The organism is Sphingomonas sp. NFR15 (assembly GCF_900103265.1).
In the GTDB taxonomy this organism is placed as follows: domain Bacteria; phylum Pseudomonadota; class Alphaproteobacteria; order Sphingomonadales; family Sphingomonadaceae; genus Sphingomonas; species Sphingomonas pollutisoli.
The window spans coordinates 320,834-347,627 of the sequence record NZ_FMWX01000001.1; the positions used below are offsets into that span (position 1 = coordinate 320,834).

General features: G+C 68.7%; 25 protein-coding genes. 17 read left to right on the forward strand and 8 right to left on the reverse strand.

What is annotated here, in order from left to right:
• Nucleotides 1-38 precede the first annotated feature (38 nt).
• From BLS81_RS01445 to BLS81_RS01480, 8 genes are all read left to right on the forward strand, one after another.
• Nucleotides 39-563 (forward strand): gamma carbonic anhydrase family protein, encoded by a 525-nt coding sequence (locus BLS81_RS01445; protein ID WP_093219798.1) that lies wholly within the window; start codon nt 39-41, stop codon nt 561-563.
• A gap of 75 nt (nt 564-638) precedes the next feature.
• Nucleotides 639-1,160: an RNA polymerase sigma factor gene (locus tag BLS81_RS01450; RefSeq protein WP_093219801.1), complete on the forward strand. Its 522-nt coding sequence runs from the start codon at nt 639-641 to the stop codon at nt 1,158-1,160.
• Nucleotides 1,161-1,184: 24 nt separating this feature from the next.
• A complete protein-coding gene (locus tag BLS81_RS01455) occupies nt 1,185-2,153 on the forward strand; it encodes a FecR family protein (RefSeq protein ID WP_093219804.1) in 969 nt (322 codons plus the stop codon).
• Complete coding sequence (locus tag BLS81_RS01460; protein WP_093219806.1) at nt 2,129-4,588, forward strand: TonB-dependent receptor; 2,460 nt, start codon at nt 2,129-2,131, stop codon at nt 4,586-4,588. The genes BLS81_RS01455 and BLS81_RS01460 overlap by 25 nt, the downstream gene beginning before the upstream one ends.
• Nucleotides 4,589-4,723: 135 nt before the next feature.
• Nucleotides 4,724-5,902: a KpsE/RkpR family capsule polysaccharide export protein gene (locus BLS81_RS01465; RefSeq protein ID WP_093219809.1), complete on the forward strand. Its 1,179-nt coding sequence runs from the start codon at nt 4,724-4,726 to the stop codon at nt 5,900-5,902.
• Nucleotides 5,899-7,011 carry a polysaccharide biosynthesis/export family protein gene (locus tag BLS81_RS01470; protein WP_093219812.1) on the forward strand — a complete coding sequence of 371 codons (1,113 nt, stop codon included), beginning with the start codon at nt 5,899-5,901 and terminating at the stop codon, nt 7,009-7,011. Before BLS81_RS01465 ends, BLS81_RS01470 begins: the two co-directional genes overlap by 4 nt.
• On the forward strand, nt 7,008-9,269 hold the full coding sequence (mdoH, locus tag BLS81_RS01475; RefSeq protein ID WP_093219815.1) for a glucans biosynthesis glucosyltransferase MdoH: 2,262 nt from the start codon (nt 7,008-7,010) through the stop codon (nt 9,267-9,269). Before BLS81_RS01470 ends, mdoH begins: the two co-directional genes overlap by 4 nt.
• A 156-nt stretch (nt 9,270-9,425) precedes the next feature.
• Nucleotides 9,426-10,595: a pyridoxal phosphate-dependent aminotransferase gene (locus BLS81_RS01480; RefSeq protein ID WP_093221684.1), complete on the forward strand. Its 1,170-nt coding sequence runs from the start codon at nt 9,426-9,428 to the stop codon at nt 10,593-10,595.
• 39 nt (nt 10,596-10,634) lie between these two features.
• Here the strand turns inward: BLS81_RS01480 and BLS81_RS01485 are convergent, their stop codons facing one another.
• A complete protein-coding gene (locus tag BLS81_RS01485) occupies nt 10,635-11,060 on the reverse strand; it encodes a (deoxy)nucleoside triphosphate pyrophosphohydrolase (protein ID WP_256326018.1) in 426 nt (141 codons plus the stop codon).
• Nucleotides 11,061-11,308: 248 nt separating this feature from the next.
• Here BLS81_RS01485 and BLS81_RS01490 point away from each other — a divergent pair, with 248 nt between their 5' ends.
• Nucleotides 11,309-11,485, forward strand: a complete 177-nt coding sequence (locus BLS81_RS01490; protein ID WP_093219820.1) for a Flp family type IVb pilin — start codon at nt 11,309-11,311, stop codon at nt 11,483-11,485.
• A gap of 99 nt (nt 11,486-11,584) precedes the next feature.
• Here BLS81_RS01490 and BLS81_RS01495 read toward each other — a convergent pair whose 3' ends face one another.
• From BLS81_RS01495 to BLS81_RS20605, 4 genes are all read right to left on the reverse strand, one after another.
• Complete coding sequence (locus BLS81_RS01495) at nt 11,585-12,532, reverse strand: acetyl-CoA carboxylase carboxyltransferase subunit alpha (protein WP_093219822.1); 948 nt, start codon at nt 12,530-12,532, stop codon at nt 11,585-11,587.
• A gap of 64 nt (nt 12,533-12,596) precedes the next feature.
• Nucleotides 12,597-13,541 (reverse strand): tyrosine-type recombinase/integrase, encoded by a 945-nt coding sequence (locus BLS81_RS01500; RefSeq protein WP_093219824.1) that lies wholly within the window; start codon nt 13,539-13,541, stop codon nt 12,597-12,599.
• Complete coding sequence (locus BLS81_RS01505; protein WP_093219826.1) at nt 13,538-15,358, reverse strand: hypothetical protein; 1,821 nt, start codon at nt 15,356-15,358, stop codon at nt 13,538-13,540. The genes BLS81_RS01500 and BLS81_RS01505 overlap by 4 nt, the downstream gene beginning before the upstream one ends.
• Nucleotides 15,339-15,476: a hypothetical protein gene (locus BLS81_RS20605; protein ID WP_176786975.1), complete on the reverse strand. Its 138-nt coding sequence runs from the start codon at nt 15,474-15,476 to the stop codon at nt 15,339-15,341. The genes BLS81_RS01505 and BLS81_RS20605 overlap by 20 nt, the downstream gene beginning before the upstream one ends.
• 84 nt (nt 15,477-15,560) lie before the next feature.
• On the opposite strand from BLS81_RS20605, the gene BLS81_RS01510 reads away from it, so the two are divergent.
• From BLS81_RS01510 to BLS81_RS01520, 3 genes are all read left to right on the forward strand, one after another.
• Nucleotides 15,561-16,100: a shikimate kinase gene (locus BLS81_RS01510; RefSeq protein ID WP_093219828.1), complete on the forward strand. Its 540-nt coding sequence runs from the start codon at nt 15,561-15,563 to the stop codon at nt 16,098-16,100.
• Nucleotides 16,097-17,197, forward strand: coding sequence for a 3-dehydroquinate synthase (gene aroB / locus BLS81_RS01515; RefSeq protein WP_093219831.1), 1,101 nt, complete (start codon nt 16,097-16,099; stop codon nt 17,195-17,197). The genes BLS81_RS01510 and aroB overlap by 4 nt, the downstream gene beginning before the upstream one ends.
• Before the next feature lie 131 nt (nt 17,198-17,328).
• Complete coding sequence (locus tag BLS81_RS01520; RefSeq protein ID WP_176786976.1) at nt 17,329-18,456, forward strand: patatin-like phospholipase family protein; 1,128 nt, start codon at nt 17,329-17,331, stop codon at nt 18,454-18,456.
• Nucleotides 18,457-18,463: 7 nt separating this feature from the next.
• On the opposite strand, the gene BLS81_RS01525 is transcribed toward BLS81_RS01520, so the two are convergent.
• The 3 genes from BLS81_RS01525 to BLS81_RS01535 form a co-directional block, all read right to left on the reverse strand.
• Nucleotides 18,464-19,345 (reverse strand): HpcH/HpaI aldolase/citrate lyase family protein, encoded by an 882-nt coding sequence (locus tag BLS81_RS01525; protein WP_093219836.1) that lies wholly within the window; start codon nt 19,343-19,345, stop codon nt 18,464-18,466.
• Nucleotides 19,342-19,794, reverse strand: a complete 453-nt coding sequence (locus BLS81_RS01530) for a MaoC family dehydratase (RefSeq protein ID WP_093219838.1) — start codon at nt 19,792-19,794, stop codon at nt 19,342-19,344. Before BLS81_RS01530 ends, BLS81_RS01525 begins: the two co-directional genes overlap by 4 nt.
• Nucleotides 19,795-20,077: 283 nt before the next feature.
• Nucleotides 20,078-20,953 carry a LysR family transcriptional regulator gene (locus BLS81_RS01535; RefSeq protein WP_093219842.1) on the reverse strand — a complete coding sequence of 292 codons (876 nt, stop codon included), beginning with the start codon at nt 20,951-20,953 and terminating at the stop codon, nt 20,078-20,080.
• Between the two features lie 118 nt (nt 20,954-21,071).
• On the opposite strand from BLS81_RS01535, the gene BLS81_RS01540 reads away from it, so the two are divergent.
• The 5 genes from BLS81_RS01540 (at nt 21,072) to mmsB (ending at nt 26,677) form a co-directional block, all read left to right on the forward strand.
• Nucleotides 21,072-22,571, forward strand: coding sequence for a CoA-acylating methylmalonate-semialdehyde dehydrogenase (locus BLS81_RS01540; RefSeq protein WP_093221686.1), 1,500 nt, complete (start codon nt 21,072-21,074; stop codon nt 22,569-22,571).
• A gap of 2 nt (nt 22,572-22,573) precedes the next feature.
• Nucleotides 22,574-23,713 (forward strand): acyl-CoA dehydrogenase family protein, encoded by a 1,140-nt coding sequence (locus BLS81_RS01545; RefSeq protein ID WP_093219844.1) that lies wholly within the window; start codon nt 22,574-22,576, stop codon nt 23,711-23,713.
• A gap of 139 nt (nt 23,714-23,852) precedes the next feature.
• On the forward strand, nt 23,853-24,890 hold the full coding sequence (locus BLS81_RS01550) for an enoyl-CoA hydratase/isomerase family protein (RefSeq protein ID WP_093219847.1): 1,038 nt from the start codon (nt 23,853-23,855) through the stop codon (nt 24,888-24,890).
• Nucleotides 24,887-25,666: an enoyl-CoA hydratase-related protein gene (locus tag BLS81_RS01555; RefSeq protein WP_093219849.1), complete on the forward strand. Its 780-nt coding sequence runs from the start codon at nt 24,887-24,889 to the stop codon at nt 25,664-25,666. Before BLS81_RS01550 ends, BLS81_RS01555 begins: the two co-directional genes overlap by 4 nt.
• A 120-nt stretch (nt 25,667-25,786) precedes the next feature.
• Nucleotides 25,787-26,677, forward strand: a complete 891-nt coding sequence (gene mmsB / locus BLS81_RS01560; protein WP_093219851.1) for a 3-hydroxyisobutyrate dehydrogenase — start codon at nt 25,787-25,789, stop codon at nt 26,675-26,677.
• The last annotated feature ends 117 nt before the right edge of the window (nt 26,678-26,794 follow it).

Genomic DNA, 26,794 nt, shown 5'->3' on the forward strand with positions numbered 1-26,794 from the left:
GCCGACGCCGGGGCGACGTTGGCTCTGGAGGAACGCCGATGCCGCTTTACGCCTTCGAGGGGCAGCAGCCCAAGCTCGGCGAAGGTGTGTGGATCGCGCCTAGCGCGGAGGTGATCGGCGACGTTCGGCTCGGCGAACAGGTGAGCGTCTGGTTCGGGGCGGTGATCCGGGCCGACAACACCACCATCGACATCGGCGCGCGGAGCAACGTGCAGGAGGGGGCGATGCTCCACTCCGATCCTGGCGCGCCGTTGACGGTGGGGGCAGACTGCACGATCGGCCATCACGCGATCCTGCATGGCTGCACGATCGAGGATGGCGTGCTGATCGGCATGGGCGCGCGCGTCCTCAACCACGCGGTGATCGGCGCCGGATCGCTCGTCGGGGCCGGCGCGCTCGTTACCGAGGGCAAGAGCTTCCCGCCGCTTAGCCTGATCGTCGGCAGCCCCGCGCGGGCGGTGCGCGCGTTGAACGAAGAGCAGATCGCGGGGATCGGCGCATCGGCGGCGAGCTATGTCGAAAAGGCGCGGCGGTTCGCGGGCGCGCTGGTGCGGATCGACTGAGCGAGGCGGGTTGCTGCGCGGCGCAGTGCCGCGTATCTGCGCCGGGCCGATCGCGGCGGATGATGTGGGATTGGGATGAACGCGGCGGGCCTAGAAGCCGTCTTTCTGGCGAACCGCGCACTGCTGCTCGGCTTCCTGCGCGCGCATGGCGCCGGCGACGCGGCGGAGGATCTTTTGCAGGATCTGTGGCTGCGCGTGCGCGACGCGCCGGCCGGGCCGGTCGGCCAACCGCTCGCCTATCTATACCGCGCCGCCAACAACCTGATGCTCGACCGCTACCGGTCGCAGCGGCAGGCGACCGCACGCGAACGGAGTTGGAGCGAGGCGGTCGGGCCGACGATCGTCGGCCGATCGGACGATCCGGGCAGCGAGCGGATGCTGATCGGGCGCGAAACGCTCGAGGCGGCGCGCGCCGCGCTCGCGCCGTTGGGGCCGCGCGCCGAGCGGGTGCTGGTCCGCCACCGGGTCGAGGGCGTGCCGCAGCGTGTGATCGCCGAGGAACTCGGGGTGAGCCTCAGCACGGTCGAAAGCGACTTGCGCCGGGCGACGCGCGCACTGATCGAATTTCGTGCGACGCTGGATAAGGGTCCGGCATGACGACTCCGTCATAAGGGTGAGACGATGACCAGCGCACCCGATCCCGATCCGATATCCGAAGCGGCCATCGCCTGGGCGGTGCGCGTCAGCGACCCCGCGTTCGCCGACTGGGAGGCGTTCAGCGACTGGCTCGGCGCGGCTCCGGCGCACGCCGACGCCTATCACGAAGCCGAGACCGCGCTCGCCGATGGCGCGGCACTGATGGCGCGGGCGAAGCCGCGCACGCCAGCCGCGCGGGTCCAGCCGCATACGGTCGAAGCTCCCGCACGCCGCGCCGCGCCGCGCCGCTGGGCCTGGGCCGGCGCGGCGGTGGCGGCATCTTTGGCGGCGGTGATCGGTATCGACATGCGCGGCGGCACGGCGGCATCGCAGGTCTATGAGACCGCGCCAGGCGTGCAGCGCACGATCGCGCTCGCCGATGGCAGCGAGGTGAAGCTCAACGGTGGCACACGGCTGATCGTCGGCGGGCGCGATGCGCGCGCGCTGTCGCTAGCACGCGGCGAGGCGTTGTTCACGGTGAAGCACGATGCCGCGCGGCCCTTCAGCGTGCGCGTCGGCACCGCGTGGGTCGTCGATATCGGCACGCGCTTCGATATCGTGCGCGAGAGCGACACGACCCGGGTCGCGGTTTCGGAAGGTGAGATCGACTGGCGGCGCGGCGGCGTGGCGGTGCGCGTCACCGCCGGCCGCAGCCTGCGCGCGCGTGACGGATCGAACGACGTGCGACTGGCGAACGTCGCCCAAGGCGCGGTCGGGGGCTGGTCGCAGGGGCAGCTTCAATATGACGGCACCGAATTGTCCGAAGTCGCGACCGACCTCGCGCGGACGCTTGGTGTGACGGTGAGCGTCGACGGCGCGATCGAGACGCGACCGGTGCGCGGCGTCGTCCAGCTCGAAGGCGGCGCGCGGGCGGTGTTCCCACGGCTGGCGGCGCTGATCGGGGTGCGCGCGAAGCGCGAAGGGGCGAAATGGCGGTTGCTCGCATCGCCTTGATCCGGGCCGGTCTCGCCGCGCTCGCGCTCACCTCCGCGTCGCCCGCGCTGGCGGCGCGCGCCCCCGTGCTTGATCTGCCTGCGGGGCGGCTCGCCGATGCACTCGCTGCGCTTGGGCGGCAGGCGAGCGTAAGCGTGAGCGTCGATGACGCGAGCCTGTGGCAACGTCGTGTGCCCGCGCTGCGCGCCAGCGTTCCGGTCGCGTCGGCGCTGCGGCGGCTGCTGCGCGATACCGGTGCCGAGGCGGTCGAGGTCGTGCCCGGCGTCTGGCGGGTGCGGGTCGCGGCGCGGCCCAAGCCGAAGCCCCGCCCCCTGCCCCCGCGCGCGTCCCCGCCGGCCGAGGCCACCGAGCGCACGGTCATCGTCGTCGCCTCCAAGCGCGACCTGCGGCTGCGCGATTATGCCGGCGCGGTATCCGTGGTCGACGGCGCCGATCTCACGTTCGGCGGCGCGGGCGGTACCGACGCGGTGCTGTCGCGGCTGGCGACGGTGTCCTCGACTTATCTCGGCGCGGGGCGCAACAAGCTGTTCATCCGCGGCATCGCCGATTCGAGCTTCACCGGCCCGACCCAGGCGACGGTGGGGCAATATCTCGGCGACGCGCGGCTGAGCTACAACGCGCCCGATCCCGATCTTCGGCTGTACGATATCCAGTCGGTCGAAGTGCTGGAGGGGCCGCAGGGGACGCTGTACGGCGCCGGTTCGCTCGGCGGGATCATCCGCACGGTGCCGAACGCGCCGGTGCTCGGCGCGACCGGCGGTTCGATCCTGACCGGGGTATCGCTCACCGAGCATGGCGCGCCGAGCGGCGATCTCGCCGGGGCGCTCAACCTGCCGATCGCCGGCGAGCGCGCGGCGCTGCGGCTGGTCGGCTATGGCGTGAGCGATGGCGGCTATATCGACAATCCGCTGCGCCACCGCGACGACATCAACCGGACCAACATCGCGGGCGGCCGCGCGACGCTGCGGATCGATCTCGGCGGCGGCTGGACGACCGACCTCGGCGGCATCGTTCAGGACACGCACGGCGACGACAGCCAATACGCTGACGCCGGCGGCGCGCGGCTGGTGCGCAACAGTCCGGTGGCCGAGGGGTTCGACACGTCGTACCGGCTCGGGCAGGCGGTGATCGCCAAGGAGAGCGGCGCGCTCCGCTTCCGCGCGACCGGCGCGGTGATCGGCCAGCGGCTGACCGAGCGGTATGATGCCACGCCCCCAGGCGGTGACCCGCGCGTGTTCGTCCAGCGCAACACCACGAATCTCGTCACCGGCGAGGCGCGGGTCTGGCAGCCGCTGCACGACCGCTTCGGCTGGGTGATCGGCGCGAGCTATCTGCATAACGAGACGCGACTCGACCGCGCGTTCAACACCCCGGCCGGCAACCCGCGCGCGCCGCTGACCGGGGTCGACAACCGCGTTTCCGAGATGACGCTGTACGGCGAGGCGAGCTATCGGCTGACGCCGTGGCTTACCGCGACCGCGGGCGGACGAATCTCACGGACGCGGCTCGCGGGATCGGCGACCGATGCGCCGGTCGCGCTCACGCTGGTCGAGGCGGCCGAACGCGCGCGGATCGTCAGCGCGCGCGACGCGACCCGCGTCCTGCCCTCGCTCGCGCTGCTGGCCACGCCGCTGCCCGATGTCGCGCTCTACGCGAAATATCAGGAGGGCTTCCGGCCCGGCGGGCTTGCCATCGACAGCGGCTTCGTGCGCCGGTTCCGCGGCGACCGGGTGATGACGGCGGAGGCGGGGGTGCGCTACGGTGTGGCCGGCCGCAGCCCGTTCGACCTCGCGCTGGCGGTATCGCATACCGACTGGCGAGATATTCAGGCGGACTTTCTCGATAATTCCGGGCTTCCGTCGACCGACAATATCGGCAACGGGCGGATCTGGTCGGTGGCGGCGACGCTCGGCTGGCGGCCGGTGCCGGGGCTTCGGCTCGACGCCTCGGTCGCGTTCAATGACGGCCGCGTGACGGAACCGAGCGCGTCGTATCGCGCGCTGATCGCGCTGCTGACGCCGGGGCTGACCAGCACGACCGGCGGCCCGAACGCCACGCTGGTGAGCGGGTGGATCGGACCGGGCGGGATCGACCGTATCCCCAATGTCGCGCGGGTGACGGCGCGGCTCGGAATCGACTGGCAGCATCGTCTGCACGACGACCTCATGCTGCATCTGGGCGGCTGGGGGCGCTATGTCGGCCAGTCGCGGATCGGCGTCGGGCCCGTGCTGGGGGCGGAACAAGGCGACTATGCCGACAGCGCGGCGACGCTGCGTATCGGCACCTCGGCGATGGGGGTGACGCTCGGCGTCACCAACATCGGCGACGCGATCGGCAACCGCTTCGCGCTCGGCACCCCGTTCGCGACCGGACGGTCGCAGATCACGCCGCTGCGGCCGAGGACGGTGCGGCTGGGCTTCGACCTTTCGTTCTGACGCACTTGCATCCGTGTCCGGTGCGCGGGAGGCCGCGTGCGGGCACGGGGCTTCGACGCCGCCTTTCGAAAATTGACGATCGACCAAGGGTTCCGCCGCACGGGTCCGTCATGGGAGGAATACAGGAGTATCCCAATGACATTCTATGCCGAGGCGAAACGGCTCCGCGAGGATAGCCGGCCCGCCGAGACGACGCCCTTCCCGCTCCCGCCACGCGCAGCGCCCGAGGCCAAGACTCCCGACCCCGCGCCCGCCGCCCAGCCTTCGTGGTTCGGGCGGTTGCTACGGCGTCCGCTGTTCCTTGCGGCGGTGGTCGTGCCAAACGTGGCGTCCGTGTTGTATTTCGGGGTGATCGCGGCGCCGGTCTATACATCGACCGCCGCGCTGATGGTGCTCAATCCCAAGCAAAACGGGCCAAGCCTGTCCTCGCTCCTGTCCGGCGCATCTGGCGACAGTTCGGAACAGGGCGGGTATATCCTCAAGGAATATTTCGCCTCGTGGGACGCGTTCCGCAAGGTCGAGACGCCGCTCGCCCTCGCCGAGAATTTCGGCAAGGGCGATCCGATCGGCCGGTTCGGCGGGGTGGCGACGGGCTTCCGCACCAACGACGTGGCGCTATGGCGCTATTTCCAGAAGCAGGTCGATGTGAAGATCGACCAGAAGAGCGGGATCGTCGCGCTCAACGTCAGCGCATGGGACGCGGCCTATGCGACCCGGCTGACCAAGGTGCTGCTCGCCGCCGCGATCGCGCACATGGACGCGATGAACGCGCAGCAGCAGGGCGATTTCCTCCAGAGCGCGGTGGCGCGCAAGGCGGCGATCGAGGCGGCGTTGCGCAGCGATCTGGCCGCGCTGGCGCAGTTCCGCAACCAGACCGGCACCTATGACCCCAAGGAACTCTACCTCTCCAACCTCGCGCTGATGAACAGCCTGACGATGAAGGCGACCGAGCTGAAATCGCAAGGCCAGGCGCTTTCGGCGGCAACGCCCAACAACCCGCAGGTCGAGAATCTCGCGAGCGCGACGCGATCGGTACGGCAGGATATCGCCACCACCGCGAAGAGCTTCCCGGCGATGGCGCGCAGTTCGTCGCGCTACGAGAAGCTGCTCGTCAGCCGCGACAACAATATCACGTTGCTCGGGCAAGCCAACCTCGCGCTTCAGGAGGCGCAGGCGGCGGCGGAGAAGAATCGCTATTATCTCAACGTCATCAGCAGCCCGTCCGAACCGCAGACGCCGGAGGGGCCGGAGCGGCTGATGTGGATCGGCGGCGTGCTGCTCGCGACCCTGCTGCTGTGGGGGCTGATCCGATGAGCGCGCGGTTGCGGACCGCCACCGTCGCGTCGCTGCTCGCGCTATCGGCCTGTTCGGCGCTGCCCGGCGGCGGCCCCTCGGCGGGGACGATGCGCAAGGCGCCCGAAGTCGACGTCGTCGCGGTGACGCCGGAACTCGCCGCGGCGGCGCGCGAGCGCACCGCGCTGGAGCGCGACACGGCGCTTGCCAACGCGCTCGCGCGGCTGGGCGGGGCGGCGCTGGCGCCCGAATTCCGCTTCGCGCCGGGCGACGTCGCGGCGGTGAGCGTGTGGAGCTTCTCGCCCTGGCCGGGTAGCGGCGCGGGTATGGCGGGCGGGCCAAACCAGATCGACCTCGGCAGCTTCACGCTGGCGAACGACGGGACGGTGATCCTGCCCTATGCCGGGCGGCTGGCGCTTGCGGGCATGACGCTCGCGCAGGCGCAGCAGGCGGTCGCGGCGCGCTATGTCACGCTGCGAATTCTTCAGCGGCCAAGCGCGCTGGTGAAGGTAAGCGCCTCGCCGCACAGCGACATTCTCGTCACCGGTGCGGTCGGCCAGCCGCGTACGGTCGGCTGGTCGGCGGCGGGCGTCACGCTCGCGCAGGCGGTGACGCAGGCGCTCGGCGACGGCAATGCGACGCTCGGCGCCGGCGATCTCTCCGCCACACGCGCGGCGGTGCGGGTGGCCGTGCTGCGCGAAGGCGCGGCCCCAGTCGAAATCCCGGTCGCGGCCGCGCTCGAGGAGCGGATCGCACTCCAGCCCGGCGACCGCGTGGTGGTGCGCAAGGCGCCGTCGGTCGAGGTGACGATGCTCGGCGGGGGCACGCGCCGCAACGGCGTGATCGGCTTCGCCAAGCAGCCCGCGCTTGCCGAGGCGCTCGCCGAGGCGAACGGGCTCGACGGCAATACCGCCAACGACCATGCCGTGTTCGTGCTGCGCCGGCGCGAGGGCGCCAAGCCGGTGCTGTACGATTTCGCATGGAAGCGCGGCGCCGGGCTCGTCGCCGCGCAGGACTTCCCGCTCGATAATGGCGACGTCGTCTATGTCTCGGAAGCGCCGATCGTCTCGATCCAGAAGGTGATCGGGCTGCTCTTCCAGGTGACGCTGCCGGCGCAGGTGCTCAAGTGATCGCACCCTTCGAGGAATATCTGCGTCACGTCGTCATCCAGGCGCCGCGCCGGCGCAGGGTGGAGAGCTGGGACGCGCTGGCCGCGACGCTCGACGCCGACGAAGCCCCGCCGCTCCAACCGCCGCCGCGCCGGCAATCGCTCGCCGCGCCACGGCTCGACCTGTCGTGGAAGCACAATGTGCGCGCGGCGTTCAGGAGCGGTCCGGCGGTGGAGCAGCCGGGCTGGCAGCGGGTGGTGGAATATCGCCAGCGCGTGTGCCTGGTGCTGACGATCGCGATGACGGCGGGCATCCTGTTCCTGTCCGACATCATGTTGCGCGCGCAGCAGATGCCGCCGGTCACGCATCAGCTCTATCTGGCGGTGTACGGGGTGATGACATTCTTCCTCGCCGCCAATTTCTTCAAGATGATGCTCGGCACCTGGTACATGCTGCGCGGCGCGAAGGGCAATCCGTGGCACCCGGCGCACACCGCCTGCGATCCGCCGGCGGATGCGCGCGTCGCGATCGTCTTTCCGGTCTATCACGAGGATGTGCCCCGCGTCGCGGCGGGGATCGCGGCGACATGGCAGTCGATCGCGCGCCGCCATCCCGATCTGGCGGGGCATTTCGATACCTTCCTGCTCTCCGACAGTCGCGATCCCGCGTACCGGATCGCCGAGGAAGCGGCGATCCACGCGCTGCGCGAGAGCTTCCCGCACGGGCGGTTCTTCTATCGCTGGCGACCGAGCAACCGGAACGCCAAGCTCGGCAATATCGGCGATTTCTGCCGGCGGTGGGGCGGCGACTATACCTACATGCTGGTGATGGACGCCGACAGCGTGATGGACGGCGACGCGATCGTCGCGCTGTTGCGGATGATGGCGGGCAATGCCAGACTCGGCATCCTCCAGACCAACCCCCGGCCGATCCTGCGCACCAGCCTGTTCGGGCGGATGCAGCAATTCGGCGCGCGGCTCTACGGCTCGGTATTCTCCTACGGCCTCCAGGCGATGTACATGGGCAATGCCAGCTACATCGGCCATAACGCGATGATCCGCATGGCGCCCTTCGTCCGCCACTGCCTGCTGCCCGAGCTGAGCGGGCCCAAGCCGTGGGGCGGCAAGCCGCTGAGCCACGACATCGTCGAATCGGCGATGATCGTGCGCGCCGGTTATGAAGTATGGTTCCTCGCGGATATGGATGGCAGTTACGAGGAGATGCCCGCCAACATCCTCGCCTTCCTGATCCGCGAGCGGCGCTGGATGCAGGGCAACCTTCAGCACTTACGCTTCGTGTTCCTGAACGGCCTGCGCTCGATCCACCGCGAGACCTTCATCAACGGATCGATGGGCTATCTTTCAGCGCCGCTGTGGGCGGCGTTTCTGGTGATTTCGGCCTATGGGATGATAAATTTCCTTCAGCATGGGCTGCTGGCGATCGGCAGTTTGCGGTCGATCGAGATGCCGATGCTGATGCTGCTGATCTCGTCGCTCGTCTTCCTGTTCCTGCCCCGGCTGATCGCGATCGGCGTCAACATCGCGAGCGGACGCGCGCGGACGTTCGGCGGCAAGGACAAGCTCGTCTGGTCGGTGGTGCTGGAGACTTTGTTCTCGTTCTTCTTCTCGCCGTTGATGATGGCGTTCATCAGCCGCTTCCTATGGCTGTGGGTGAAGCGAAAGGGCATCAACTGGGACACGCAATCACGCGGCGACGAGCCGCTGCCCTGGCACGACTGTGTGCGCTATTTCGGCTGGGTGAGCGTGCTCGGCGCGGCCTGCCTGGCGTTGATGGCGTGGCAATTGGCGACCGTGCCGTGGACGCAGCAGGTGCTGCTCTCGGCGGTATCGGGCGGACTGATCGAGCCGCTCGACCTGGTGCTTTGGTATTCTCCGATCCTGCTCGGTTTCACCTTCAGCGTGTGGATCGCGCGGGTGACGAGCCGGACGTTTCCGCTGCTCGCGGCGCGCAAGCTGTTCAGCATTCCCGAGGAAATCGACGTGCCGCAGGTGGTGACTGCGCTTCAGCGCTACGAGACGCGCTTCCGGGCGGTGCTGCCCGATCCGCGCGCGGGCGAGACGGTGGCGGCGGCGGTGCGCGACCCCGACTTCTACGTCCGCCACCGGCGCGAGACGCGCGCGCGGGCACACCCGCCGGAGCGGCTGCTGGCGAAGATCGCCCGTGCCGACCGGCTCGAGCGCGCCGAAGTGAACCTTGCGCTCAGCGACCGCGCGAGCTTCGACGCGCTCCACCGCTCCGGCGCGCGCTCGATTTCCTGAAGGGAGAATATATTTCTCATCATCTGGACAGCGCCAGCATCCTGTGGTGTGATCTCGACTCGCGGACCCGGAGCTTGGCTCCGCAGGTAGCGTCTGTCGTTCGGCCGTGGCGGGAGCTGCGCGGCCGTCCGATTCGGGAAAAACAGGGAGCGCATGATGACGACCGATCTACTCGACCGCGAAGCGCGGGAAGACCTTCACGACCGCGGCTATTCGCGCCGGCAGATCGGCCGTATCGCGATGCTGCTCGGCGCGGGCGCGACGGCCAGCCAGTTCATCACCAGCGGTGCGCAGGCGCAGCAATCCGCCAAGGCGCTGGTCGGTGCGGTGCGGATCGGCTCGAACGAGTGCTGGACCGGGCCTTTCCCCGAAGGTGTGCAGGCGGCCGCCGCGATCGCCTCGGTCGGCAACCGCTACGAACCCGACAACGAACATGCCAAGCTCGCCGCCGCGGTCGCGCAGGTCGAGGGCGTCACGCCCGAGTGCATCCTCGCCTGGCCGGGGTCGAGCGACCCGCTCAACCGCGCGGTCATCACCTTCTGCTCGCCGCAGAAGGGGCTGGTGACGGCGAACCCGACGTATGAACAGAGCTGGCGGACGGCGGCGTGGCTCAGCGTCAAGCCGACGCGGGTGCCGCTCACCGCCGATTACCGCCACGACGTGAAGGCGATGCTCGCCGCCGATCCCAACGCCGGCCTCTATTACATCTGCTCGCCCAACAACCCGACCGGCACGCTGACGCCGATCGCGGACATCGAGTGGCTGCTCGCCAACAAGCCGAAGGATTCGGTGGTGCTGGTCGACGAGGCGTACATCCACTTCGCCGGCGCGCAGAGCGCCGCCAAGCTCGCCTGCACGCGCAACGACGTGATCGTGATGCGGACCTTCTCCAAGCTGTTCGGCATGGCGGGGATGCGGCTCGGCCTCACCATCGCGCATCCCGATCTCTACAAGAAGATGATGCGTTATGACGGCGGACAGGTGACCAACATGCTGCCGATGACCGCGGTCGCGTGCGGTACCGCCGTGCTGCCGCTCGCCGAGAAGATCACCGCGCGTCGCAACGAGATGATCGCGGTTCGCGAGGAGACGTTCGCGCACCTGAAGAAGCGCGGGCTGAAATACATTCCGTCGCAGGCGAACATGTTCATGGTCGATTGGGGCGCTGGCAAAGACCCCAAGGCGATGCAGGCCGCGTTCGTCGCGCAGGGTGTGCAGATCGGCCGGTCCTGGGACGCCTATCCCACGATGAGCCGCGTGACGGTCGGTTCGGCGGAGGACATGGCGAAGTTCCGGTCCGCGCTCGACAAGATCATCAAAGCCTGACGCACCCGGGCGCGGTCGGCGACGACCGCGCCCGATACCTCACCCGAGGCGGCGCGACTCGAACGCGTCGAGCGCCTCCACCAGCGGCAGATCGGCGGGCGGCATCGCCAGATCGCGCAAGGCGGCCGGGCGCCGCCAATCGAGCGCATCGGCGTCGATCGGCCGCGGCGCACCCGACCAGCGCTCGCACCGATAGAGCAAGAGCAAGAGCGTGCGTTCGCCAATCGGCGCGGTGGCGAAGGCGAGCGCGGTGAGATCCGCCGCCGCTACGGCAACGCCGAGTTCCTCGGCCAGCTCGCGCACCAGCGCGGCCTCGGGCGCCTCGCCAGATTCGACCTTGCCGCCGGGAAACTCCCACAGCCCCGCCATCGCCCTGCCCGCGGACCGGCGCTGAACGAGGATACGTCCGTGCGGATCGGTCAGAGCCGCCGCGACGACGAGCAAGATGCCGTTATTTGCTGTCACCCCCCGCCTTTCACGATGCGATATCAAGAACGTTCCGCCAGAGCGGGAAATCGATGGCGAGAGCAAGGTGTAAGTGGCCGAAACGGCGAACCCGAGAACACAGAGCGGCAGGAATGCCGCCGCACCAGAAAAGTTCCCGGCCCTGCTTAAACTTTTATCAAGACTGGTCGCCTAGACGGCTCTCGCTGGCCCGGTAGATCCGGTTCGGCCGGGTAACTGAAGCTACTAAACCACTGGAGACCGGACACATGCAGAGCATCCGCAAGTTCATCAAGAACAACAAGGGCGCGACCGCCATCGAATACGGCCTGATCGCCGCCCTGATCGCGGTTGCCGCGATTGCCGCCATGAAGGGCATCGGCACGCAGCTCACCAACACATTCGAGAACGTCTCGTCGAATATGAAGACGACAACGGGCGCGTAAGCTCAAGCTCTTCGGAAGAAGATCGGGCGGCGGAACAACGTTCCGCCGCCCGTTTTATTCGCGGAAACGTTCAAGACCGCGCAATTCTCATCTGGCCGATTAGAAGCGGCCCATCGCCAAAAACTTCTCCCGCCGCGCCCGCCGCAGCGCGTCGGCATCGAGCCCGCTCAACTCAGCAAGCGACTCGGCGAGCGCATTGCCCAGCGCACCGATCGCCGCGACCGGATCCCGGTGGGCGCCGCCGAGTGGTTCAGGCACGATCGTGTCGATCACGCCCAGCCCCTTCAGATCCTGCGCGGTCACCTTCATCGCCTCGGCCGCGTCCGCCGCGCGTTCGTTGGTGCGCCACAGGATCGCCGCGCAACCCTCGGGCGAGATCACCGAATAGACCGCATTCTCGAACATCAGAACGTGGTTCGCCGCCGCGAGCGCGATCGCGCCGCCCGAGCCGCCCTCGCCCACGATCGCCGCGATCATCGGCACGCCGAGCGCGAGGCATTGCTCGGTCGAGCGCGCGATCGCCTCGGCCTGGCCGCGCTCCTCGGCCTGAACGCCGGGGAACGCCCCCGAGGTATCGACCAGCGTCAGCACGGGCAGGCCGAAGCGATCGGCCAATTGCATCAGCCGAATCGCCTTGCGATAGCCCTCGGGCTTGCCCGAGCCGAAATTGTGCCGGATGCGCGTCGCGGTGTCATGGCCCTTTTCGTGGCCGATCACCATCACCCGCTGGCCGCGAAACCGCGCGAAGCCGCCGAGGATCGCCTGATCGTCGCCGAAGCCGCGGTCCCCGGCGAGCGGCATGAACCCGTCGAACAGCCCGGCGACATAATCGCGGAAATGCGGCCGTTCGCCGTGCCGGGCGACGAGCGTCTTCTGCCACGGCGTGAGTTTGGCATAGGTGTCGCGCAGCAGCTTGTCGGATTTGGCCTGGAGCCGCCCGACATCGGCGGAGATATCCACCGTGCCGCCGTCGGCGGTTGCGCGCAGATCGTCGATGCGAGCCTGGAGCTCCGCGATCGGCTTTTCGAAGTCGAGGAAGGTTGCCATCAGGTCGCGTCGGTTACGGTGTGGGCGCGAACTTGGCAATGGTTCGTGATGCGAGGAGTAGCGGTCACGCGGGCTTCACCGAGGCCAGCTTCCCATCGGCGCGGGCGCGGGCCTCGGCGAGCGGATGGCGCTGGTTGACGAGGCTGACCAGCCGGCTGGCATCGACATGGGTGTAGATTTCGGTAGTGGCGATGTCCGCATGGCCGAGCATCGTCTGGAGCGCGCGCAGGTCGGCGCCGCCGGCGAGCAGGTGCGTGGCGAAGGCGTGACGCAGCACGTGCGGGCTGATCCGGTCGGGCGGGATACCCGCCTCGGCGCCGAGCGCGCGCAGCAACTGGAACAGCCGCACACGCGACAGGAAGCTCTTGCCCGAGGGGAACAGCCACGGCTGATCGGCGGGAACATACATGCGCCACGCGGCGACGGCGGCGCGCGCGCGATCCGAGATCGGGACCAGCCGTTCGCGCCCGCCCTTGCCGCGCAGGATGCAATAGGGCCGATCGGGCGCGACCGCGTTTCTCGGCAGCGACACCAGCTCCGTGGCGCGCAAGCCCGAGCCGTAGAGCAGTTCGACCAAGGCGGCGAGCCGCAGGTCGCGGATGTCGAGCGGGTCGGCGGCGAGCCGCTCGGCGATCACCGCGAACAGCCGGTCGACATCAGCGACGCTCAGCACCTTGGGCAGCGGCCGCCGCGTGCCGGGACGGGGTAGCGCCGCGCCGGGGTCGTCGGGGCGATGCCCTTCATCGGCGAGGAAGGCGAAGAAGCGCCGGAGCGCGGCGGATTTGCGCGCCACGGTGGCGTGCGAGAGATCGCTCCAGCTCGCCGAAAGACGGGTGAGATCGGCGGCGCTCGCGGCCACGAGCGCGCCTTTCAGGACATCGGACGCGAGCGCGAGATCGCTGCGATAGGCAGCGAGCGTGTTCCTGGCGGCACCCCGCTCCGCCGCCATCATCTCGAGAAACCGCTCGATCAGCGCGCGATCGGCGCCGGGCCGCGCCGTATCGGTCAAAGCCGCGCGATCGCCTCGGCGGCGATCATCCGCGCCTCGCCCTCCAACCCAACGGCGCGCAGCGCGGCGACGATGTGATACAGCGCTTCGGGCGACACGCCCGACCACGCCGGCGTCTGCATGCCGACGGCCGCGAGCAACACCACCGTCCCCGGCTGGTTCGCCGTCGCGGCGCGGGTGAGCGCGCGGGTCCAGGCGTTCTCCTGCCCGATCCGCACGTCGAGCGTCTGCGCGCCCTGCTCGACATCACCGGCCGACAGGCGTCCCAGCCCGGCGAGGCCGGCGAAGAACATCTTGCGCTTGAGCGTCGCATCGCCGGCGCCGGCATAGTTGCTGACCGCCGAATAGCGGTAGCGCCGCCCCTCGGGATCGGCGAGCGCGAGCATCGCCCACGCATCGCTCGAGGTCGCCACTGCGCCGCGCCACTTCTGCGCGGTCACGTCATGCCCGGCCGCGAGCATCGACGCGACGAGCCGATCGGCGTCCGCGCCTTGCGCACCGACCGGCACGCGCGCCGCGGCACCCGCCGTCAGCACCAGCCGCGCATAGCGCGCGCTCGCGCTCTTCGGCGCATCCCACAGCGACTTGATCGCCCCCAGCCGGGTCGGCACGTCCCCACCACTATAGGCGGTCTGGAGATCGCGTGCGATCGCGGCTTCGGGCAGCGAATCGTCGCCTTCTTCCGTCACCGCGCCGTAGAGATCGACCAAGGCCGCGCTGGAGAATACGCCGCGTGCCGCCGCGATCTCGGCGGCCGGCGCGCGAACGTGCGCCGCGAGCATCGGCGACTGCGCGCGCCACGCCATGACGTTTCGGGAGGCGCCGTCGAGCAGCGGTGCCGGGATCTCGGTCGCCGAGGCCATCGCGAGGCCGTAGCGCCAGGCGGTGAGACGATCGACATCGTCCCATTCGATCGTCACGGCCTGTCGGCCGCGCGCCCCCGAGCCGGCGATCTTCTGCGCGAGCAGCAGGTCGATCCCGGTCGCGACCCGACTCTTGGCGGCGGCTGCGATCAGCGGCTGCGCCTTGCCGGGAAGGCCGGCCAGCCCGGCGCACATCGCCCGTGCCAGCACCCACCCGCGCTCGAAGCCGAGCGCATAGCCACCATCGACGATCGGGCACAGCTCCGCCGGATCGCCATTGGCGAGCGCCGATTGCATCGCGATCTCATAGAGCTTGGGCGTGTAATCCTGATTATCGACGCTCTGCACCACCGCGCGCCCGGCGACCGATTCGCCCATGCGGAGCAACAGCCAGGCCCGCTCGGCGGCGAAATCCGCGCCGTTGACGCCTACGGGCGTATCGACGCGCGACACCAATGCGCGCCGCAGCGCGATCGACATCCAGCGCGAGGCGATCGGCAGGTTGAGCCCGCGCATCAGCGCCTCGACATACCGGCCGGGCGCGTTGCCGAACGCGGTGGCGGGCAAACCGCCGGCGGCGAGGTCGATCGGGCCGACCCGGCCGATCCACCGGCGCGCATAGGCGGGCATGTCGTACCGCACCGGAATCGCGATCACGCCGGGCGTCGGCGTGCCGCTCGGCGTCGGCGTCGCGGCGGCGAGCGGGAGCGGCGGCGGCGCGCCGTTGCCGTCCGGCAGCGGCGGCGCGAGCGGGGTCGGCGCGGTACGGACCACCGCCCCACCGCTCGCGGTTTCGCGCGGAGACGGGCGCGGCGAGGGCGTTGGGGCCGGCTCGCCGAACCCGGGCGGAAGGATCGACTGCGGCGAATTCTGGCCGAGCGCGGGTATCCCCACGCCCAACGCGATCACCCCCGCCAATGCGACGAGCGGAAGATCAGCCCTGGAGATTCGCAAGCGTGACAACCTTCTCGACATGGGTCAGGGGCTTTTCGTGCGCACGGCCCGCGAGCAGAAACATTCCGCCGACGAGCACGACGACCACGACCAGAAGCACAACCAGCGAGCGGGACATTGGCAAACCTTGTAACAAATGGGCGAAACCGGCCCGGCAGGCCCTTTTGCCCGAGCGGCAGGTGCGCTGTATAGCCCGTTTCCCATGTTGCAAAGCCCCGCCCCCACCCCTGTCTGGCACGGCCAGCCGATCGTCCTCGTCGGGCTGATGGGCGCGGGCAAGTCGACCGTCGGCCGCCGCCTCGCGCAGCGGCTGCATTTACCCTTCGTCGATGCCGATACCGAGATCGAAACCGCGGCGGGGATGACCGTCTCCGACATTTTCGCGCGCTTCGGCGAAGCGCACTTTCGCGACGGCGAACGCCGTGTGATCGCGCGGCTCATCACCGGCGAGCCGCGCGTGATCGCGACCGGCGGCGGCGCCTTCATCCAGGATGAGACGCGCGCGCTGATCCTGAACAACACGCTGTCGGTGTGGCTCGATGCCAGTCCCGAGGTGTTGGTGGCGCGCGTCGGGCGGCGCGACACCCGTCCGCTGTTGCGCGAAGGCGACCCGCGCAAGATCCTGGAAGAGCTGGCACGGGTGCGCAATCCGATCTACGCGCAGGCCCACCTCCGCATCGTCAGCCAGCACGCGCCGCACGATGCCACTGTCAACGCCATCCTCAAGGCCATTGGATTATGACGACCGTCCGCGTCGGACTCGGCGAACGCAGTTATGATGTGGTGGTCGAGGCCGGGCTGCTCGCCCGCGCCGCCTCCGCCCTCGCGCCGCTCGCGCGCGGACGGGTGATGCCGATCGTCACCGACGAGAACGTCCTGCCGCATCTCGCGGCGCTGCGCGCGAACTTGGCGGCGGCGGGCATCGCCAGCGAGGCGATCGTGCTGCCGCCGGGCGAATCGACCAAGAGCTGGGCGATGCTGGAGCAGCTCAGCGACCGGTTGCTCGATCTTGGGGTCGAGCGCGGCGATCATGTCATCGCGCTTGGCGGCGGGGTGATCGGCGATCTGGTCGGCTTCGCGTGCAGCATCCTGAAGCGCGGCTGCGGGTTCGTCCAGGTGCCGACCACCTTGCTCGCGCAGGTCGATTCGTCGGTGGGCGGCAAGACCGCGATCAACACGCGGGCGGGCAAGAACCTGATCGGCGCGTTCCACCAGCCCGCCTTGGTGCTGATCGACCCGATCGTGCTCGAGACGCTGCCGCCGCGCCAACTGCGCGCCGGCTATGCCGAGGTGGTGAAATATGGACTGATCGACGATGCCGATTTCTTCGCATGGTGCGAGGCGAACGGCGCGGCGCTGCTCGCCGGCGATCTGCGCTCGCGCGAATATGCGATCGCCTATTCGGTCGCCGCCAAGGCGCGAATCGTCGCCGAGGACGAGCGCGAGACGCGCGGGCGGCGGGCGTTGCTCAACCTTGGCCATACCTTTGGGCATGCGCTGGAGGCGGAGACCGGCTTTTCGGACCGGCTGTTCCACGGTGAGGGCGTCGCGGCGGGGATGGCGCTGGCTTATGGTTTCTCGGCGGCGCAGGGGATCGCGCCGCACGCCGCCGCCGCGCGCGTGGTCAAACATCTGCGCGCGGTCGGCCTGCCCGACGGGCTCGCAGCGGCGGGGATCAGTGCGAGCGGCAAGACGCTGGTTGGGCATATGCTTCACGACAAGAAGATGGATGCGGGCACCCTGCCCTTCCTGCTCGCGCGCGACATCGGTGAGAGCTATGTCGACAAGGTGGTCGATCTCGGCGCGGTAGAGGCGTTTCTCGACGCGCAGCCGCGGTGATGCCGGACGAGCGGCTGCCGTTACCCAAACCGTTCGCACTGAGCGAAGTCGAAGTGCGTGCCGCAGGCGTAACGCTCCGGACACGTCCTTCGACTTCGCTCAGGACGAACGGTGATACACGAAAGTCCGGCTTGAAGAGTGCGCTCCTCGCCGCATCGCTGCTGACCATGAGCGGATGCGTCACCATCCCGCGCGAGCCGTTCACGCAGGCCGACCATGCCGTCGCCTACCCGGTCGGCTTCCCGCACGTCCGCTACGGGATCAACGATCCCGCTGTACGCGCGATGTTCCGGCCCGACGCTGCCGGCACCCCGCCGACGATGCTCGCACTGTCGGGCGGCGGGGCGAATGGCGCGTTCGGCGCTGGCGTGCTGTACGGCTGGACGCAGGCGGGCACCCGGCCGGAGTTCAGCGTGGTGACGGGGGTGAGCACCGGCGCGCTGATCGCCCCGTTCGCGTTCCTCGGGCCGAAGTGGGATGCCGAGCTGAGGAAGGGCTTCACTGACGGCGAGGCATCGCACCTGTTGCCGTTTCCGTTCGTCCACCCGCTGTTCCGCGACAGCATCTACACCGGCAAACGGCTGCGCGTGCTGGTGGACAGCTTCATCACGCCCGCGCTGATGGCGGCGGTGGCGCGCGAACAGGCGCGCGGGCGGCGGCTGCTCGTCGCAACGACCGATCTCGACAGCCAGGATCTCGTCGTGTGGGACATGGGCGCGATCGCGGCGCGCGGCGGGCCGGCGGCGCGCGACCTGTTCGCGACCGTGCTCACCGCCTCGGCGGCGATTCCCGGCGTGTTCCCGCCGGTGATGATCGACGCGCAGATGGGCAGCCACCGCGCGCACGAACTCCATGTTGATGGCAGCACGATCGGCGCGTTCTTCGCGCTGCCCGACACCGCGCTGATCCTGCCGCCCGGGCAGACATCGGGCGGGAGCATCTACGTGCTGGTCAACGGCAAGGCGGACGACGAATTCGCGGTCACCAAGCGATCATTGTTGTCGTTGCTATCGCGCAGCTTCGACACCGCGAGCAAGGCGACCCAGCGCACCTCGCTCGCCACCGTCGCGGCGTTCGGCCAGCAGAACCATGTCGCGACCTTCGTTGCGGCGGTGCCGCCTGACGAGACATCCTCGTCGCTCGACTTTCGCCAGCCGGCGATGCAGGCGCTGTTCGAGCTTGGCCGTGCGCGGATGGTGGCGGGAACGGCATGGGCGGACTTGCCGGCGTCGTTGAAGGCACCGGCGAAAGCGCCCTGATCCCGGCTCAGCCGCGCGCCATCGCAAGCGTCCGTCGCGCCGCCTTGAGGTGCGGCAGGTCGTACATTTTGCCGTCAATCCCGATCGTGCCGACGGACGGCTCGGCCTCGAACGCCGCGACGATGCGGCGTGCGAAGGCGATCTCCTCGTCGCTCGGCGAAAAGGCGGCGTTGATGCCGGCGACCTGCGCGGGGTGGATCGCGAGGCGGCCCGAGAATCCTTCCGCGCGGGCGGCGCGGCTGGCGGCGTGAAGCCCGTCGTCGTCGCGGAAGTCGACGTATAGCGTGTCGATGGCGGGAACGCCGGCGGCATGCGCGGCGAGTAAGGTCAGCGAACGCACCATCTGATAGGTGAACGCCCACGTACCGTCCGGACCGAGGTTGGTGCTGGCACCGAGCGCTGCGGACAAATCCTCCGCGCCCCAGGTGAGACCCGCCAGCCTCGCGAGCCCGGCGGTGGCGAAATCACCGAGCCGGAACGGGGCAATCGGCGTTTCGGTCGCGACCGGCAGGATGCGGATCGTGCCGGCGGCAAGGCCGTGTCCGGCTTCCAGCGCGTCGAGTTGGCCGGAGAGCGTACGGACATCCTCCGGGCCGTCGATCTTGGGCTGCATGATGCCGTCGGGATCGCCGGGGACGATCGCGGCGAGATCGTCGGCGGTGAGGCCGGTGTCGAACGGATTGACGCGAACCCAGAGTTGCACGGTGCGAGCGGCGCGCGGGCGCGCCTTGAGGAAGGCGGCGACCAGATCGCGCGCCGCGCGTTTGTTGGCGGGGGCGACCGAATCCTCGAGATCGAGAATCACCGCATCGGCGCCGCAGCCATCGACCTTGGCGAGTTTCTTATCGTTATCGCCGGGAACGAACAGGAGCGAGCGCAGCGGCGTCATACCGGCTTTTTCCGTTGCAGCCCCGACCTGCGGCACGAGGCGACCAGTTCGTCGCGCTGGTTGTAGGCGCGGTGGAGGAAGGTGACGATGCCGGCGTCGGGGCGCGATTTCGAATCGCGCAGTTCGGCGACTTCGGTTTCGATCCGCAGCGTGTCGCCGATGAACACCGGCGCGGGGAAGCGCACCTCGTCCCAGCCGAGATTGGCGATGGCGGTGCCGAGCGTGGTGTCGCCGACCGACACGCCGACCATCAGCCCAAGCGTGAAGGTCGAATTGACGAGGATGCGGCCATAGCCGCTGTCCTTCATATATTCGGCGTCGAGGTGAAGCTGCGCGGGGTTGTGGGTCAGCGTCGAGAACAGCAGGTTGTCGGTCTCCGTGACCGTCCGCCGGATCGCGTGGCGGAAGACCTGGCCGATGCTCAACTCGTCGAACCACAGGCCGGCCATCAGCGCTGGCCTCCAGCGATTGGGTTGCCGGTCATGGTCCTGCTCCTCATGTGTGTTGAACGCGAGCTATAGCGGCGATCGGGCTGCTTCTCCACCCGAGCCAATATCGCGACCCCTTACCGTTCGTGCTGAGTAGGGATCGAGTAGGCGCTTGCGCCGTATCGAGAGCCCGTATCGAAGCACAGCAGCGAGCGGCTCCCGGTGCTTCGATACGCGATCTCGATACGCCCTGCGGGCTACTCGATCCCTACTCAGCACGAACGGAGTTGAACAAACCACCGCGTCAGAGACCGAGCAACACGTCGCGATCGGCGGTAGCCGCGCCGACGAGCCAGTCGACAAAGGCGCGGGTGCGCGGCAGCGCGAGCACGTCGCGATGGGTGGCGAGCCAGAACGACCGGGTGATTCGCACCTCGTCGAGCACGCGGACGAGGTTGGGGTCGGTATCGCCGATGAAGCAGGGCAGCACCGCCACGCCCGCCCCGGCGGCCGCCATGCGATGCTGCGCGTTGATGCTCGACGAGCGCAGCCGCGGGCTCAATTGCGGATCGATCTCTTCGAGATAGTCGAGTTCGGGCGCGTAGAGGAAATCGGGAATGTAGCCGATCAGCGGATGCGTGCGCAGCGCCGCCTTCGAGGCGATCGGCGCGCCCTCGACATAGGCACGTGATGCGTAGAGGCGCAGCGCATAATCGGTCAGCCGCCGCGAGACGAGCGGGCCTTTGCGCGGGCGCGCGAGCACGATCGCAATGTCGGTCTCGCGCCGCGACGGGCTGAGGAAGCCGCTGTTCGCGACCAGATCGACGTTCAGCCGTGGATAGGCCGCGCTGAACCCGCCGAGCCGTGGCGCGACGAACCACGTGCCGAACCCTTCCGACGCGCTGACCCGGACCACGCCTTCGAGCGGATGCGCGCCCTGTTCGGTCACGTCGGACATCGCGCGCTCGAGCGCATCAGCCTTGGCGGCGAGCCGCTCGCCCATTTCGGTCAAGTGCTGCCCGTCGCGGCGCTGTTCGAACAGCGTGTGGCCGAGCGCCTGTTCGAGCCGGCGGATCCGCCGCGTGACCGTCGTGGCATCGACGCCGAGCTGGACGGCGGCGCGCGCGATCTGCCCCGTGTGGGTGACGGCGAGGAAGAAGCGCATGTCGTCCCAGTTCATCGAGCTGCAATATTGCAGCTTCGCTTTGCAAGTCCACCCGTTGCTTTTGCAGCCCCGTGCGCCGAAAAAGCGCGCGACACAGAACGCGTCCAAGGAGAGTATCGGCATGGCAAGTGCGATCCGCGACATCGACCATCTCATCGTCGGCGGCGCTGCCGGCGCATCGGCGCGGACCGGCGACGTGTTCAATCCGAACACTGGCGCGGTGCAGGCGCGCGTCGCGCTCGGCACGCAGGCCGATCTCGACCGCGCGGTTGCCGCCGCGCAGAAAGCGCAGCCGGGCTGGGCCGCGACCAACCCGCAGCGCCGCGCACGCGTGATGTTCAACTTCAAGGCTTTGGTCGAGAAGAACATGGAAGCGCTGGCGCATCTGCTCTCCTCCGAACACGGCAAGGTGATCGCCGACGCCAAGGGCGACATCCAGCGCGGGCTCGAGGTGATCGAGTTCTGCTGCGGCATTCCGCATGTCCTGAAAGGCGAATATACCCAGGGCGCCGGCCCCGGCATCGACGTCTATTCGATGCGGCAGCCGCTCGGCATCGGCGCGGGCATCACCCCGTTCAACTTCCCCGGCATGATCCCATTGTGGATGTCGGGCGTGGCGATCGCGACCGGCAACGCCTTCATCCTCAAGCCGTCCGAGCGCGACCCGTCGGTGCCGGTGCGGCTCGGCGAACTGTTCCTTGAAGCGGGGCTGCCCGAGGGCATCTTGCAGGTCGTCCACGGCGACAAGGAGATGGTCGATGCGATCCTAGACCATCAGGCGATCAGCGCGGTGAGCTTCGTCGGCTCGTCGGACATCGCGCACTACGTCTATTCGCGCGGCGTCGCGGCGGGGAAACGCGTGCAGGCGATGGGCGGGGCGAAGAACCACGGCATCGTCATGCCAGATGCCGATCTCGATCAGGTCGTCGCCGATCTGTCGGGCGCGGCGTTCGGCTCGGCGGGCGAGCGCTGCATGGCGCTGCCGGTCGTGGTGCCGGTCGGCGAGAAGACCGCCATCGCGCTGCGCGAGAAATTGATTCCCGCGATCGAGAACCTGCGTGTCGGCGTCTCGACCGACAGCGACGCGCATTACGGCCCGGTCGTCACCGCGATCCACAAGAAGCGGATCGAGGACTGGATTCAGACCGGCGTCGACGAGGGCGCCGAACTGGTGGTCGACGGGCGCGGCTTCGAACTGCAAGGCCATGAAGGCGGCTTCTTCGTCGGGCCGACGCTGTTCGACCACGTCACCACCAGCATGAGCGCGTACAAGGAGGAGATTTTCGGCCCGGTCCTCCAGATCGTCCGCGCTCAGGATTTCGAACATGCGGTGCGGCTGCCGAGCGAGCATCAGTACGGCAACGGCGTCGCGATCTTCACCCGCAACGGCCATGCCGCGCGCGAATTCGCCGCGCGAGTCAACGTCGGCATGGTCGGCATCAACGTGCCGATCCCGGTGCCGGTCGCCTACCACACCTTTGGCGGCTGGAAGCGCTCGGCGTTCGGCGACACCAACCAGCACGGCATGGAGGGCGTGAAGTTCTGGACCAAGGTCAAGACGGTCACGCAGCGCTGGCCCGATGGCGGGGTTGGCGATACGGCGAACGCCTTCGTCATTCCGACGATGGGGTAAGTATGAACCAGTTCGACCTGACCGACGACCAGCGCGAGATCCAGGAGCTCGCCCGGCGCTTCACCGCCGATCGCATCACGCCGTTCGCGGCGGAGTGGGACGAGAAGCACATCTTCCCGCGCGACACGATCCGCGCGGCGGCGGAGCTTGGCTTCGGGGCGATCTACGTCTCCGAGGCGAGCGGTGGCATCGCGCTCGGGCGGCTGGAGGCGGCGCTGATCATGGAGGCGATGGCCTATGGCTGCCCCTCGACCTCGGCGTTCATCAGCATCCACAACATGGCGTCGTGGATGATCGACACCTACGGCGGCGCCGAGGTGAAGGCGAAGTATTTGCCCGATCTGGTCGGCATGGCGCGGATTGCCAGCTATTGCCTGACCGAGCCGGGTTCGGGATCGGATGCGGCGGCGCTCAAGACGCGCGCGGTGCGCGACGGCGACTCGTATGTCGTGACCGGGACCAAGCAGTTCATTTCGGGCGCGGGGGAGAACGAAGTCTATGCGGTGATGGTCCGCACCGGCGAGGATGGCCCCAAGGGCATTTCGTGCCTCGTCATCGAGAAGGACATGCCCGGCGTCAGCTTCGGCGCGCAGGAGCGCAAGCTCGGCTGGCATTCGCAGCCGACCGCGCAACTGATCCTCGACGGCGTGCGCGTGCCGGCGGAAAATCTGCTCGGCGCGGAGGGCGAAGGTTTCAAGATCGCGATGAGCGGGCTGGATGGCGGGCGGCTCAATATCGGCGCATGTTCGCTGGGCGGCGCGCAGCGCTGTCTCGATGAGGCCGTGACGTACACCAAGGATCGCAAGCAGTTCGGCAAGGCGATCGCCGAGTTCCAGAACACCCAGTTCACGCTCGCCGACATGGCGACCGACCTGGAGGCGGCGCGCGCATTGCTCTACATGGCGGCGGCGAAGGTGAGCGACGGTGCGCCGGACAAGACTCGGTTCGCGGCGATGGCGAAGCGGCTCGCAACGGATACGGGATCGGCGGTGGCCGATCGCGCGCTGCAACTGCACGGCGGCTACGGCTATCTGATGGACTATCCGATCGAGCGCTTCTGGCGGGACTTGCGGGTGCATTCGATCCTGGAGGGCACCAACCAGGTGATGCGGATGATCGTCGGGCGGGATTTGCTGAAATGAGGGTGTGGCGTGTTCCTCTCCGGCACGGAGAGGTGGCGCGCGTAGCGCGACGGAGGGGGGCTTCCACCCACGGTATCGCTTGGGGAAGCCCCCCTGCACCAGCCTTCGGCTGGCCCCCCTCGTTCCGGGGAGGGTTTTGATGGACGTCCTCACCTTTTCAGATGGCGCCGTTCTGCGCATCCGGCTCAACCGACCCAAAGCGATCCATGCGCTCAGCACCGGCATGTGCGCGGCGATGCTCGACGCTCTCGACGCCACCGAACGCGATCCGGCGATCGAGGCGGTGCTGATCGACCATGCCGAGGGGCGCGGATTCTGCGCGGGCGGGGATATCCGCATGATCGCCGAGAGCGGCGCTGGTGACGGTTCGGCCGCGCGCGCGTTCTTCCGCGTCGAATACCAACTCAATCACCGGCTGTTCACCTATCCCAAGCCGATCGTCGCGTTCATGGACGGGATCACGATGGGCGGCGGGGTTGGCATCTCGCAGCCGGCGCGGTTCCGGGTCGCGACCGAGAACACCAAATTCGCGATGCCCGAGACCGGCATCGGCCTGTTCCCCGATGTCGGCGGTGGCTGGTATCTGTCGCGGCTGCCCGGGCGGCTTGGCCAGTATATCGCGCTGACCGGCTATCGGCTGGACGGCGCGGAATGCCTCGCGCTGGGCCTCGCCACGCATTTCGTTGCTGCCGCCGCGCTCGATGGCGTCAAGGCCGCGATCACCGCGACGCCGCAGGCCATCGCATCGATCCTAGACGATGCGAGCACAACCGCCCCCGACGCAGCGATCCTCGCGCACCGCGACGAGATCGACCGGCTGTTCGCATCCAACCGGCTGGAGGACGTGCTGGCCGCGCTCGAGGCCGATCCGGGCGAATGGGCGGCGGCGCAGCGTGCGACGCTCGCCAGCAAGTCTTCGCAGGCGATGAAGGTGTCGCTGCGGCTGCTCGCCGAGGGCACAGCGGTGACCGATTTCGCCGACGAGATGCGGCAGGAATATGCGGTCGCCGCACGCGTCGCGCAATTGCCCGACTTCCTCGAGGGCGTCCGCGCGCTGATCATCGACAAGGACAACGCGCCGCGCTGGAACCCGGCGACGCCCGAGGGCGTGAGCGACACCACGATCGATGCGATCTTCGCCCCCCTCCCCGCACATGAGGCCTGGACACCGCAATGACCTATCAGAACATCCTTGTCGAACGGCACGATGCCGTCACGCTCATCACGCTCAACCGGCCGCAGGCGCTCAACGCGCTCAACACCGAGGTGTTGGCCGACCTGATCGACGCCTTCGCGGCGTTCGACGCCGATCCGGGCCAGCGCTGCGCGGTGCTGACCGGCAGCGGCGAGAAGGCGTTCGCGGCTGGCGCCGACATCAAGGAGATGGTCGACAAGCCCGCCGCAGACTTCTTCCTGCAGGATTTTTTCTCCGGCTGGCAGAGCGGCGTGGTCGGCACGCGCAAACCCTGGATCGCGGCGGTCAACGGCTTCGCGCTCGGCGGCGGCTGCGAATTGGCGATGATGGCCGATTTCATCCTCGCCTCGGACACCGCGAAGTTCGGCCAGCCCGAGATCAAGCTCGGCGTCGCGCCGGGCATGGGCGGCTCGCAGCGGCTCACGCGCGCGGTCGGCAAGGCCAAGGCGATGGAGATGTGCCTGACCGGGCGGATGATGGACGCGGTCGAAGCGGAGCGTTCCGGGCTGGTCGCGCGGATCGTGCCTGCCACCGATCTGCTCGCCGACGCGCTCAAGACCGCCGCGACGATCGCCGCCATGCCGCCGCTCGCGGCGATGGTGAACAAGGAAATGGTCAACCTCGCGTTCGAAAGCGGACTGGCGCAGGGCATCCATAGCGAACGCCGGCTGTTCCAGCTTCTCGCCGCGACCGAGGACAAGCGCGAGGGCATGACCGCCTTTGTGGAGAAACGACCGGCCGTTTGGGTGGGGCGCTAACCACTCCGCGTTCGTCCTGAGCGAAGTCGAAGGACATGTCGCAAGCGTGCCGTTTGGGGCACGCACTTCGACTGCGCTCAGTGCGAACGGACTGGTGTGAGCACACTTTAGGAGAGAGACATGGCACGCATCGGCTTCATCGGCCTCGGCAACATGGGCGGCGGCATGGCCGCGAATCTCGCGAAGCACGGCCACCAGGTGCGGGCGTTCGATCTCTCCTCGGAAGCGCTTGATCGCGCAAAGGCGGCGGGGTGCGTACCCCTCGCCAGCGCGGCCGAAGCGTGCGAGGGCGCCGACGCAGTGGTGACAATGCTGCCCGCCGGGCGGCACGTCGAGACGGTGTATGGCGAGAGCGTGTTCGCCGCCGCGCCGCAAAGCGCGCTGCTGATCGATTGCTCGACGATCGACGTCGCCACCGCCAAGCGCGTCGGGGAAAGTGCCGCCGCCCGAGGGTTCGCGATGGTCGACGCGCCCGTCTCCGGCGGGATCGCGGCGGCGAATGCGGGCACGCTGACCTTCATGGTCGGCGGCAGCGAGGATGCGTTCGCGCGCGCGCAACCGTATCTGGCGCAGATGGGCAAGGCGGTGATCCATGCCGGGGCGAGCGGCGCAGGGCAATCGGCCAAGATTTGCAACAACATGGTGCTCGGCGCGGAGATGATCGCGACCTGCGAGGCGTTCCTGCTCGCCGACAAGCTCGGCCTCGATCCGCAGAAATTTTTCGAGATCGCCAGCGTCAGCTCGGGGCAAAGCTGGTCGCTGACGAGCTATGCGCCGTGGCCGGGCGTCGGCCCCGAGACGCCGGCCGATCGCGGCTATCAGGGCGGCTTCGCGACCGCACTGATGCTCAAGGACTTGAAGCTGGCGATGGAAGCGGCGGCGTCGGTGGGCGCCGATACGCCGATGGGCGCGCGGGCGGCTGACCTGTACCAGCGATTCGCGGATGCGGGAAACGGCGGCCTGGATTTCTCGGCGATCGTGCGGCTGCTGGACAGGAAGCCGGCAGGATAGACCCCTTATCCGTTCGTGCCGAGCGTAGTCGAGGCACGTGCCCGGAGCGGGACGCTTGTGGCACGCACTTCGACTTCGCTCAGTGCGAACGGTTGGGTTTTGGACCAGACGCGCAGA